Here is an 11824-nt window from a genome sequence, read left to right on the forward strand (position 1 = left end):
AGCGGATCTCTTATTTTTCTTTGCGTTTAAATTTTGACGCAAAGTTTTTGGAGTTTTATCGCAAAGTTCGGCAAAGTCTTTCTGGGCGTTTATTTCTTGAACTGGATCCTGCCGTGCTCAGCGGATCGCTTATTTTTCTTTGCGGTTATGTTTTATCGCAAAGTTTTGGAGTTTTTCGCAAAGTTCGGCAAAGTCTTTCTGGGCGTTTATTTCTTGAACTGGATCTTAGCGTACTTAGCGGATCTCTTATTTTTCTTTGCGTTTAAATTTTGACGCAAAGTTTTTGGAGTTTTTCGCAAAGTTCTGCAAAGTCTTTCTGGGAGTTTGTTTCTTGAACTGGATCTTAGCGTGCTCAGCGGGTCTCTTATTTTTCTTTGCGTTTAAATTTTGACGCAAAGTTTTTGAAGTTTTTCGCAAAGTTCGGCAAAGTCTTTCTGGGAGTTTATTTCTTGAATTGGATCTTAGCGTGCTCAGCGGATTTCTTATTTTTCTTTGCGTTTAAGTTTTATCGCAAAGTTTTGGAGTTTTTCGCAAAGTTCGGCAAAGTCTTTCTGGGCGTTTATTTCTTGAACTGGATCCTGGCGTGCTTAGCGGATTACTTATTTTTCTTTTCGGTTATGTTTTATCGCAAAGTTTTGGAGATTTTCGCAAAGTTCGGCAAAATCTTTCTGGGCGTTTATTTCTTGAACTGGATCTTAGCGTGCTCAGCGGATCACTTATTTTTCTTTGCGGTTAAATTTACTATAGAGTTTGCAGCATTTTGATAAAGCGTTTCTATCCTTAGGCAACAAAAAAGGCAAAATAATTATAAACTTTAAAATTACGTTAATTCAACTCAAAACAACCTTCGTTTATGCTTTTTTTAATCTATCAGGCAAATAGTTAACTGTTTGATAAAACTTGTAATATTTTAAAAAAGCTGACTAAATGTTGCTTAATTTGCAGTTACAACCTACAGCTGTACTTTTTAATGACCAAGATACTTATTATCTACACCGGAGGCACCATTGGCATGGTTAACGATGCTAAGACTGGTTTCTTGATTCCTTTTGATTTTGAACAGATAAAAGATAATGTGCCCGAACTTGCACGTCTAGATTATCAACTTTCGGTGCATTCATTCAGTCCAATTATCGATTCTTCTAACATGCATCCTGAGCAATGGAAAGTGCTGGCAGAATTAATTGAAAGCAACTATGAAGAGTTTGATGGATTTGTTATCCTGCATGGCTCAGATACCATGTCCTTCACTGCATCTGCCTTAAGTTTCATGCTTAAAAATTTGGCTAAGCCGGTCATACTTACAGGTTCGCAGCTGCCAATTGGCGAAATAAGAACTGACGCCAAGGAGAACCTAATTACCGCCCTAGAAATTGCTGCTACCAAAAGTGAGGGTAAGGCTGTGGTGCCCGAAGTGTGTATCTATTTCGATAATCAACTGTTCCGAGGAAATCGTTCCCTAAAATACAATACCGAAAAATTCGAAGCTTTCCGTTCACCAAATTATCCAATTTTGGCCGAAGCCGGGGTGCAGCTCACCTTCTTCCACAAAGAAATATTACCTGTACCTACCGAAGCATTTTACATCCAAACTGAATTTGACGCTAATATCGGGGTGTTAAAAATCTATCCCGGCATGACCGAGGAAGTGGTTTACGCCGTTACCCGCTCAAAAGTAAAAGCAATTGTGTTGGAAACTTTTGGCTCAGGTAATGCTACTACCGCTAAATGGTTTACTGATGCCCTTGGCGAAGCCATAGAAAATGGCAAACACATTGTTGATATCTCTCAATGCAAAAGAGGATCAGTACAATTGGGGATGTACGAAACCAGCAGCGAACTTAAAAAAATGGGCGTAATTAGCGGTTATGATATGACTTTTGAAACTGCAGTAACCAAATTTATGTATTTGCTAGGAGCTAACTTAAGCACCGAAGAAATTAGAATGCAAATGGAAACGCCAATAGCAGGGGAGCTCACAAACTAGTCCTTTGGACCTTTGGTTTTTCTTTTTTTTTCGCCCTATGTGGTTTCGTTAACTTCGTACTTTCCCACTAAGCTCTTTTACAGGTCATAAAGTAAAACTTCTGCAATTATGACCGTCATCATTCCGTAAACAGGTCTTTAATGCTAACTTTGTTGCATGGAGGGCAATCTCCAACTTATCGAGTAAGAAAATGAAGATAGAACAAATATATACCGGATGTTTGGCCGAGGCAGCCTACTACATTGAAAGTAATGGCGAAGCGGCAATCATTGATCCACTACGCGAAGTAGGTCCATATCTCGCTAAAGCAGATAAAAATGGTGCAAAAATCAAGTACATTTTCGAAACTCATTTTCATGCCGATTTTGTTTCGGGGCATGTTGATTTAGCAGAAAAAACAGGGGCAAAAATTGTATATGGCCCCACTGCAACAACAGCATTCCAAGCGCATATTGCTGCCGATGGCGAGCAATTTAAAATTGGCGATTTAACCATCACCACGCTACATACCCCAGGCCACACTTTGGAGTCAACCTGTTATTTGTTAACTGATGCAAACGGAAAAGACTATTGCGTTTTTACTGGCGATACCTTGTTTATTGGCGATGTTGGCCGACCAGATTTAGCACAAAAAGGTACACTTACCATGAATGATTTAGCTGGTTTGCTTTACGATTCGTTGAACGAAAAGATTAAGCCTTTGGCTGATGAGGTCATCGTTTATCCTGGTCACGGTGCAGGTTCTGCTTGTGGCAAAAACATGAGCAAAGAAACTTTCGATACTTTGGGTCGCCAAAAGCAGGTTAACTACGCCCTAAAAGCTGAAACCAAGGAGCAATTCATTAAAGAAGTTACGGATGGTATTTTACCACCGCCTCAATATTTCGCTAAAAATGCAGCCATGAATAAAGGCGGTTACGAAAGTATCGACGAGGTTTTTGAAAAAGGCTTACAACCTTTGGCACCTCAAGCTTTTGAAGATTTAGCGAATGAATCTGATGCTTTGATTTTAGATACCCGTGATCCGCAAGTTTTTGCAAATGCTTTTATTCCAAACGCGATAAATATTGGATTAAATGGTCAATTTGCACCTTGGGTAGGAGCGTTAATCCCTGATTTAAAGCAAAATATTTTATTAGTTACCGACGAAGGTAAGGCTGAGGAAACCATTACACGCTTAGCAAGGGTAGGGTATGATCACACCATCGGATTTTTAGAAGGTGGCATCAATGCATGGCAGGCTGCAGGTAAGCAAGTGGATCAAATCACTTCCATTAGTGCTGCCGAATTTGAAAATAACTATCAGCAAAATCCAAATATTGCTGCTTTGGATGTGCGCAAACCAGGCGAGTATGAAGCTGAGCACTTGGAGTTTACGCTTCCTAGGCCACTGGATTATATCAACGAATGGACACAGGAACTGGATGCCAATCAAACTTATTATTTGCATTGCGCTGGCGGTTACCGCTCCATGATTGCGGCATCTATCTTAAAAGCTCGTGGCATTGATCAGGTAATTGACGTGGCTGGAGGTTATGGAGCAATCAAAAACACAGGCTTAAAACGTACAGATTTCGTTTGCCCTAGCAAGTTGGCGAAAGCTTAAGAAAAAAGCCGTCAAAATGATTTGGAAACGAATGTCAGTGTCTTTTCGGTAGTGGCAGTCCCGCTTTATGTTTCTCCCGATGAAAAATCGGGATCCACTTCAATCGGGTTTATTTTTTAAAGCAACTAAAACATGGCAACAGCAAAACAACAGTTCGATGTTTTAATTATCGGTGCTGGTCCAATAGGTTTGGCCTGTGGCATAGCGGCTCAAAAAGCGGGCAAAAGTTATGTTATTATTGACAAAGGTACCTTGGTGAACAGCCTTTACAATTACCCAGTCTTCATGACTTTTTTCTCCACTTCTGAGCGTTTGGAAATTGGCAATGTCCCTTTTGTGAGTATCAACCCTAAACCTAACCGTAACGAAGCTTTAGAATATTACCGCCGCGTAACAGAAAAATTTCAGCTCAATGTACATTTGTTTGAAGAAGTAGTGAGCTGCCAAAAAAATGCATCATCGTTTCAGGTAGTTACTTCTAAAGCTACTTATAACGCTGAAAAGGTAATTGTAGCTACAGGTTTTTACGATATTCCAAATTTGATGCATATACCCGGCGAAGATTTGCCAAAAGTAATTCATTACTACAAAGATCCGCATTATTACGCGTTCAGTAAGGTTTTGGTAGTTGGTGCAAATAATTCATCGGTTGATGTAGCCTTGGAAACCTACCGTAAAGGAGCGCAAGTAACCATGGTAATTCGTGGTGATGAAATGGGGCCGAATGTGAAATATTGGGTACGTCCAGATATTGAAAATCGCATTAAAGAAGGAGCTATCAAAGCTTATTTTAATTGTTGTTTGAAAGAGGTTAAGCCACATTCAGCAATTATTTCAACACCAAATGGCGATATAGAAATAGCGAATGATTTTGTAGCGGCCATGACGGGCTATCAGCCTAATTTCAAGTTTTTGGAGCAATTAGGTATTGTTTTAGATGAAAAACAAACGCCTAGCTATAACCCGGAAACCATGGAAACCAACATTGCAGGCTTATATTTAGCAGGTGTGGTTTGCGGCGGTATGGACACCCACAAGTGGTTCATCGAAAATTCAAGAGTGCATGCCGAGTTGATTATGAATGATATCGTAGCTAAGCAATAGTCAACTCAATCCCAACACCCATCGTACACCAAACGCATCAGTAATTTCAATCAGCCTTGGTTCTTCAATGGGCGGCGTAAAACGATTGGTTTTTCCAAGTTCTAATTTTTTTACCAATGCATTTCGCTCGTCAATGTGGCTGCACTGTAAGTAAACTGCCATGTTGTTCCCTATTTTTAAGCCTTCATCATGTGCTAAATCCGAGCCGCAAATGGCTATTTTTTCAGCATTTAAGTAGCCATTAACTACAGGTTTTCTGCTGAAACCCGGGAGTTGGTAATCTAGTATGTCAAATTTTAGTGATCCCCCAAAGCAGGTTTGGTAAAATTTGAGCGCTTGTTCACAATTACCCGAAAAGGTAATGAAAATGGCACTAACTACTTTAAGGGGACGGTTTTCCATCAGGTAACTATGCATCAGGAATTTCAGGCTCTACTAATTTTACCAGTTTTTCAAGAGATTCCTGCCAGCCTAAATAGCACATCTCCGCAGGTATTGCTTCCGGAATGCCTTCTTGCTTTACTTTGAGTTCAGTACCGCACATCACTTTCCTCAGCCGTACCGTAGTTGTAATTTCGCCCGGTAAATTGGGGTCATCAAATCTGTCGGTATATTTAACCAGTTCATTTGTTTTGATCTCCAAATATTCGCCTCCAAAGGAATGCCCATTGCCCGTACCAAAGTTGATAAAGGTCATCTTAAACTTTCCACCAACTTTAAAATCCATTTGTTGTACGGTGCATACAAAACCATACGGCGGTAGCCAAGCTGCATTTGCTATTGGATCTGCAAACGCCTTAAATACTTTTTCTGGACTTGCTTTAATTACCCTGTGTAACTCAACCGAATTAGTTGCCATTATGTTAAATTTTAATAAATAACCTGTTTAATATGAGGTGTTGCTGTTTTGCTTTGGCTGGTAGATGTAAGATGCTGCCAGAATCCCAAGAATAATTAATGGAAGTAACATAAAACCCACATTTTTATCTACGCAAGCATGGCTTATAAAAGCGAATATCAAGTTGAACGTTAAACCAGCATAGGCCCATTCTTTCAATTTAGCGGGTGTTTTTGTATAAGCTATGGCAGTTACTCCTAAAACCTTGCAAATAATTAAGGCATAGGCGAAATAATCAGGATAGCCTAGTGGCCTGGTGCCCGCCGTGGCGTAATGCGGCGAAAAAATTAAAGTTGCTAATGGCATGATACCTTCCCAAATGATCAGGATAACCGTAGCTATCCAAAAAATAATTTTATTCCTTTTCATCTTTAAATGCTTTTAATGAGTTTCAACATAATTGACGAAATTGTTCAAAATGGCTTGCCAACCGTTGCGTTGCATTTCAATATCGTTAATGCTTTCTGCATCAAAAGTGGTAGCGATGTGTGTTTGTCCATCTTTTTCTTCAAATAAAGTGGTTGCTTGTCTATCATCGCCCATGGTGTAGGTAATTTCCTTTAGCGGCTCCACCACATCATAGGTTCCTTCAAAATCGAAACCAAAGCTGCCGTCTTTTGCTTCCATGCGGTGCTTAAATTTTCCGCCGACAGTGAGATTGTTTTCGCTGCTTGGGGTATGCCAACTTGGATCGGCCGAATTCCATTGAGTGATGTGCTTTGGGTCATTCCATACTTCCCAAACTTTTGCAACTGGTGCTTTTGCGCTAGCTTCTACAGTAATTTTTTGTTGTGACATACGATTTGTTTCTTAGTTTCTAATTGTTTTGATAAACCAAAGTTACGGGTGTAGCAAATGAAGTGGCGGTTGTAAAAGCGACAAATTAAGGGCTGATTGTGACAGGCGAATTTGGGTGCACAATCTTGAGTATGCTATCTGAAATTCCATCGGTTAATTGAACTTAATTGCTTGAGTTTAACAAGTTTCTTTATAGCTTTATAAAAATCAAATAAAATGAAGATTTCGGTTTTTGTGCCTGAATATGGCGTTATTGAGGCCATTACGCCTCCATTTAGAAGTTTTAATACAGCCAATGAGTTTTTAACCGCGTTTGGTAGGCAGGCCATTTTCGATGTGGAATATGTTGGCTTAAATGAATATGTGCCGGCAAATAATGGCGAGTATACTGTTAAAACGGACAGGCTTCTAAAGGACGTAACCGAAACGGATTTACTTTTTATACCTCCAACATTTGGTAGCACCACCAACGGGATTATTGCCAATGCAGCTGCAATTCCTCACTTTAAGCAATTACATCAAAAGGGTGCTAGTTTGGCCAGCTTGTGTATAGGTGCTTTTTTACTTGCCGAAACGGGCTTGTTAGATGGGCGAAAATGTTCTACACATTGGGCGCACATTAGCGAGTTTAGGGAAAGATACCCTAACGTAGAAGTAGAGGATGGCGCAATTATTACTGAACATGATAACATTTACAGTAGCGGTGGCGCCAGCAGTTTGTGGAACTTGATTTTGTACCTGATTGAGAAATTTGCTGATAGGGAAATAGCGGTAATGATTGCCAAGTACTTTGCCTTGGATATTGGAAGGGATAGCCAATCGCAGTTTGCCATATTTAGAGGGCAGCGCAACCACGCCGATAAGGATATTCAAAAGGTGCAGGATTACATTGAAAAACACTACGAGGATAAAATTACGATTGAAACCTTAGCTGCTTTAATTAATACAGGTAGAAGAACTTTTGAGCGCAGATTTAAACAGGCTACTAATAACACGCCTATCGAATACATTCAGCGGGTGCGCATAGAAGCGGCGAAACTTCATTTTGAAGCATCGAGAAAAAACGTTTCGGAAATTATGTTTGAAGTTGGCTATACCGATACGAAAGCATTTAGGGATATCTTTAAAAAAATTACCGGCCTTACCCCAATTGAGTATAGGAATAAATTTGCTAAAACAGGGGCAGAGGTTTAGTTTAACGTTGCAAATTAGTGGCGCAAAAAGGCGGTTCCCCAATTCTTTGCTTTGTTTGAACATGGAATATCCAAATTCTATTGTACTCTAATAAATAATCCAAATTATTTTGAGCACACAAATCTATTGCTTCAACAAATGATTGGTACAGTGTATTGTTTTTAAAATTGATATAATATCCATTAATGGTATCCTTGGATTTTGAAAGTGTTTGGAGTTTAAACCAGACCAGATTAGTTTCAGAAATATGGAGATTTGTGAGGTGCAATTCTTTATATTTTCTAAAAGAAACAACTGTCTTTTTAATATTAAACTCTTTATTTACTTCCTCGTTAAGGTAAGCGACATCAACGGCTTTATAGCTTGAGTGGTAATAAGAAAAATACAAAATATTTATTGAGAACACTGCAACAGACAGGGCAATACTTGCTAGAAACTGTAACGTATAGTTTTTCATGTAATGAAGATGGAAGCCTACGTAGATTTCCACAAAAATTTTCATTTAGCCAGAATAGCTAACTTCGTTGATTTTTAATTCTTCATTTCGTTACGCTTCAGTTGAGAAGAGTATTGTAGTAGAGCCGTTGTGTAATAAACGGGATTGCAGCGGAAATACTTTTTGTTTTTCTTGTGATCCTGATCCCGAAGTTTCGGGAGAAGGACCTGTTAGTTTATGCATCTCAGAAACAGATTCCTCGTTCCTCGGAATGACAGGTTGGCTAAACAAAAAGATTGTAGCGTAAAGCCCGGCTTTCGGGACTGCTACGCACAGGCTTTGCTTTTCTAAAAAATATCGGCCTTTTTGCCTAACTTTGCACTCTAAATTTTGAATGATAGAATTTTGATTGTTGGATAGCAGCGTTGCACCATTCAGTCATTGATTTATTCACTCATTCAATCATTTTTCAAGATATGAGCAAAGTAAAAGTAGGTTTGGTGCAGATGAGTTGTACCGCTAATAAACAGGAAAATTTAGAAAAAGCGATTGTTAAAGTACGTGAGGCTGCCGCAAAAGGTGCTCAAATTGTATGTTTGCAAGAGCTTTTTACGTCTTTATATTTTTGTGACGTTGAAGATTACGATAATTTCGACTTGGCAGAGGCTATTCCGGGACCATCAACGGATGCTTTGCAGGTAGTAGCAAAGGAACTGGGTGTGGTAATTGTAGCATCGCTATTTGAAAAACGTGCTGAAGGCTTGTACCATAACACTACGGCCGTTTTGGATGCTGATGGTAGCTACTTGGGCAAGTATCGTAAGATGCATATTCCGGATGATCCTGCTTACTACGAGAAGTTTTATTTTACTCCCGGCGATTTGGGCTACAAGGTTTTTCAAACCAAATTTGCTAAAATCGGAATTTTAATTTGCTGGGATCAGTGGTATCCTGAGGCATCGCGTATTACGGCTTTAATGGGTGCTGAAATTATGTTTTATCCAACTGCAATTGGTTGGGACACTACGCAAGATGAGGAAACCAACAAAGATCAGTACAATGCTTGGCAAACTATCCAGCGTTCGCACTCGGTTGCCAATGGTTTACCGGTAATTAGCGTCAATCGTGTGGGTTTTGAGCAGGAAGGACGAATGAAATTTTGGGGCGGAAGTTTTGCTACCAATGCCCAAGGCAAGTTGTTGTACCTAGCTTCGCATGAGGAGGAGGAAACTGAAGTGGTAGATATTGATTTGAAACAGAGCGATTATATCCGCAAACACTGGCCATTTTTAAGAGATAGAAGAATTGATTCTTACCAGCCAATTACGAAGAGATATATTGATGGGGATTAGGTTTTAGTCGGGAAGTCAGTAAGTCCGGAAGTCCGAAAGAGATAATCAGTTCCATTCAAAATTGTCATCCTGAGCCCGTCGAAGGATCTATTTAAACACAATGTCAATCAAAGTAATAAAACCTTCTGAGCAACCAGAGTTTAATAATTCACCAAAAAAGCACGGATATCAATTCCCAGCAGAATGGGTTAAACATGAAGCCACTTGGTTAAGTTGGCCGCATAAGGAGGCTTCTTGGCCGGGAAAAATTGAAACTATTTACCAACCTTACTGTGAGTTCATCAAAATAGTGGCTACTGGTGAGAAAGTGTGCATCAACGTTAAAGATGAGGCAATGAAAGCGTTTGCTATTGCCGAATTAGAAAAGGTAGGTGCCGATTTGAGCCAGATTGAGTTTTACTTCAATGAAACTAATGATGCTTGGTGCCGCGACCACGGACCTGCCTTTGTAGTTAAAGGCAGTGAAAAAGCGGTGGTAGATTGGGGCTACAACGCTTGGGGTGATAAGTATCCACCGTATGATTTGGACGACGTAGTGCCAACTAAAATAGCTAAGCATTTTAACTTGCCATTATTTACTCCCGATATTGTGATGGAAGGCGGTTCGGTAGAATTTAACGGTGCTGGCACTATTTTAACTAGCGAAGCCTGCTTGCTTAACGAGAACAGAAATCCGCATTTAAACAAAGAGCAGATAGAAACCTATTTGAAGGAATTTTACGGTGCCGAGCAAATTTTGTGGGTAGGAGATGGTATTGTTGGTGACGATACCGATGGGCATATCGATGATATCACTCGCTTTGTGAACGAAGATACCGTATTAACCGTTGTAGAAAGTAATCCCTTGGATGAAAACTATATCCTGTTAAAAGAAAATTTAGAGCGATTAAAGCACATGACGCTGTTGGATGGTAGAAAGCTCAACATTATTGAGTTACCGATGCCTTCGCCAGTAATTTATGAAGATACAAGGTTGCCTGCGTCTTATGCCAACTTTTACATTGCAAATGCTGCGGTAATTGTCCCTACCTTTAGGGATGTGAACGATAAGGTTGCTCTGGAAATTATCCAAAAGGCATTTCCTGATAGGCCCGTAGTGGGCATAGATTCAGTGGATATCATCTGGGGATTAGGCAGTTTTCATTGTTTAAGTCAGCAGGAGCCAGCGGTTTAGTAGGTAGTTAACGGTTTTCAGTTTGCTATACAACAATTGAACAATTTGTTAACTTTACAACATTAAAATATTTCAACTTTACAACATTTCTAAATGAAATTATTAGAAGGAAAAACAGCACTGGTAACAGGTGCATCAAAAGGCATAGGCAGAAAAATTGCCGAGGAGTTTGCAAAACAGGGTGCTAATGTGGCTTTCACTTATCTATCTTCGGTAGAAAAAGGACAAGCGCTTGAGCAAGAGCTACAGGCATTTGGCACTAAGGTAAAAGGTTACCGTTCTGATGCTTCTAAATTTGATGAGGCAGAGCAGTTGATTAATGATATTGTTGCCGATTTTGGAGCTTTAGATATTGTAGTGAACAATGCTGGAATTACTAAAGACGGCTTGTTAATGCGTATGAGCGAAGAGAACTGGGACGACGTGATTAACGTGAACCTTAAATCGATATTTAACGTAACCAAAGCGGCGTCAAAAGTGATGATGAAAGCTCGTAAAGGTGTTTTCATTAACATGAGCTCGGTAGTTGGTGTGCAAGGTAATGCCGGACAAGCAAACTATGCAGCTTCAAAAGCAGGAATTATCGGTTTCACCAAATCAGTTGCTAAAGAGTTAGGCTCACGTAATATCCGTGCTAATGTGGTTGCTCCAGGGTTTATCAAAACTGAAATGACCGATGTATTGGATCCTGCAGTAGTGGCTGGTTGGGAAAAAGATATTCCATTGAAACGTGCTGGCGAAACTGAAGACATTGCAAATGTTTGCGTTTTCTTAGCTTCGGATATGAGTGCTTACGTTACCGGACAAACACTTTCAGTTTGTGGTGGTATGCTGTAAGAGAGCTATAAGTAATTAGGGAAAAGGTGTAAGGTTTAGACTTTGCACCTTTTTTGTTTTTTGAAAGAGAAAGCCAATAGTGCTTAGCTCCTGTAGCCCCGCTTTCCATTACAACAAATTCTTTTATCCCGAAGATAATCGGGAAGAATTTGTTTTCATTTCAATCGGGCTTATTTAACAGCGGCTTCTGTTACAAAACCTCAAACCCAAACTACTGATGGAGCTGATGCTGATCCCGAACATTCGGGACAGCATGACGAAACGCATAGGAAAATTTTTGCTGTTCGCAATTGTAAATCTGGGAGAAGAGGCATAAATTCGGTCGTCATTGCGAGGTACCGCCTGTTCCGATAGTTCGGAAAAGCAATCCCACAACTTTGCTCTTCGTGATTTGTAATCGCGAAGTCCTATCGGTGGATTTTTAATCCACGTTGCCAT

The 11824-nt window shown here is 39.9% G+C and carries 14 protein-coding genes; 8 read left to right on the forward strand and 6 right to left on the reverse strand.

The window, feature by feature from the left end; translation table 11 throughout:
• The 4 genes from DUT68_RS18485 to DUT68_RS08380 all read left to right on the forward strand — a co-directional run.
• Nucleotides 1–266: hypothetical protein (locus DUT68_RS18485; RefSeq protein WP_214608403.1), on the forward strand; the 266-nt coding region annotated here is incomplete at its 5' end.
• A 704-nt stretch (nucleotides 267–970) separates the two neighbouring features.
• Nucleotides 971–1987, forward strand: coding sequence for an asparaginase (locus tag DUT68_RS08370; protein WP_113637441.1), 1017 nt, complete (start codon nucleotides 971–973; stop codon nucleotides 1985–1987).
• A 190-nt stretch (nucleotides 1988–2177) separates the two neighbouring features.
• Nucleotides 2178–3593, forward strand: coding sequence for an MBL fold metallo-hydrolase (locus DUT68_RS08375; protein WP_113637443.1), 1416 nt, complete (start codon nucleotides 2178–2180; stop codon nucleotides 3591–3593).
• 132 nt (nucleotides 3594–3725) lie between these two features.
• A complete protein-coding gene (locus tag DUT68_RS08380) occupies nucleotides 3726–4697 on the forward strand; it encodes a YpdA family putative bacillithiol disulfide reductase (RefSeq protein ID WP_113637444.1) in 972 nt (323 codons plus the stop codon).
• Here the strand turns inward: DUT68_RS08380 and DUT68_RS08385 are convergent, their stop codons facing one another.
• From DUT68_RS08385 to DUT68_RS08400, 4 genes are read right to left on the reverse strand one after another with little or no spacing between them, the layout of a single operon-like run.
• Nucleotides 4698–5099 (reverse strand): VOC family protein, encoded by a 402-nt coding sequence (locus DUT68_RS08385; RefSeq protein ID WP_157960806.1) that lies wholly within the window; start codon nucleotides 5097–5099, stop codon nucleotides 4698–4700.
• A gap of 7 nt (nucleotides 5100–5106) precedes the next feature.
• A complete protein-coding gene (locus tag DUT68_RS08390; protein WP_113637447.1) occupies nucleotides 5107–5556 on the reverse strand; it encodes an SRPBCC family protein in 450 nt (149 codons plus the stop codon).
• A gap of 27 nt (nucleotides 5557–5583) precedes the next feature.
• On the reverse strand, nucleotides 5584–5964 hold the full coding sequence (locus DUT68_RS08395) for a DoxX family protein (RefSeq protein ID WP_113637449.1): 381 nt from the start codon (nucleotides 5962–5964) through the stop codon (nucleotides 5584–5586).
• A gap of 12 nt (nucleotides 5965–5976) precedes the next feature.
• A complete protein-coding gene (locus tag DUT68_RS08400) occupies nucleotides 5977–6393 on the reverse strand; it encodes an SRPBCC family protein (protein WP_113637451.1) in 417 nt (138 codons plus the stop codon).
• 216 nt (nucleotides 6394–6609) lie between these two features.
• Here DUT68_RS08400 and DUT68_RS08405 point away from each other — a divergent pair, with 216 nt between their 5' ends.
• Entirely contained in the window at nucleotides 6610–7587 is a 978-nt protein-coding gene (locus tag DUT68_RS08405; RefSeq protein ID WP_113637453.1) for a GlxA family transcriptional regulator, read from the forward strand.
• A gap of 1 nt (nucleotide 7588) precedes the next feature.
• Here DUT68_RS08405 and DUT68_RS08410 read toward each other — a convergent pair whose 3' ends face one another.
• Nucleotides 7589–8044: a hypothetical protein gene (locus tag DUT68_RS08410; protein ID WP_157960807.1), complete on the reverse strand. Its 456-nt coding sequence runs from the start codon at nucleotides 8042–8044 to the stop codon at nucleotides 7589–7591.
• 455 nt (nucleotides 8045–8499) lie between these two features.
• Between DUT68_RS08410 and DUT68_RS08415 the strand changes: the two genes are divergently transcribed.
• The 3 genes from DUT68_RS08415 (at nucleotide 8500) to fabG (ending at nucleotide 11386) form a co-directional block, all read left to right on the forward strand.
• Nucleotides 8500–9375 (forward strand): carbon-nitrogen hydrolase, encoded by an 876-nt coding sequence (locus DUT68_RS08415; RefSeq protein ID WP_113637456.1) that lies wholly within the window; start codon nucleotides 8500–8502, stop codon nucleotides 9373–9375.
• A 100-nt stretch (nucleotides 9376–9475) separates the two neighbouring features.
• Nucleotides 9476–10549, forward strand: coding sequence for an agmatine deiminase family protein (locus tag DUT68_RS08420; RefSeq protein ID WP_113637457.1), 1074 nt, complete (start codon nucleotides 9476–9478; stop codon nucleotides 10547–10549).
• 93 nt (nucleotides 10550–10642) lie between these two features.
• Complete coding sequence (gene fabG, locus DUT68_RS08425) at nucleotides 10643–11386, forward strand: 3-oxoacyl-[acyl-carrier-protein] reductase (RefSeq protein ID WP_113637459.1); 744 nt, start codon at nucleotides 10643–10645, stop codon at nucleotides 11384–11386.
• Between the two features lie 174 nt (nucleotides 11387–11560).
• On the opposite strand, the gene DUT68_RS18490 is transcribed toward fabG, so the two are convergent.
• On the reverse strand, nucleotides 11561–11824 hold a 264-nt coding region (locus DUT68_RS18490; RefSeq protein ID WP_214608404.1), incomplete at its 5' end, for a hypothetical protein.

Origin of the sequence: Pedobacter zeaxanthinifaciens, assembly GCF_003313335.1 — a bacterium.
In the GTDB taxonomy this organism is placed as follows: domain Bacteria; phylum Bacteroidota; class Bacteroidia; order Sphingobacteriales; family Sphingobacteriaceae; genus Pedobacter; species Pedobacter zeaxanthinifaciens.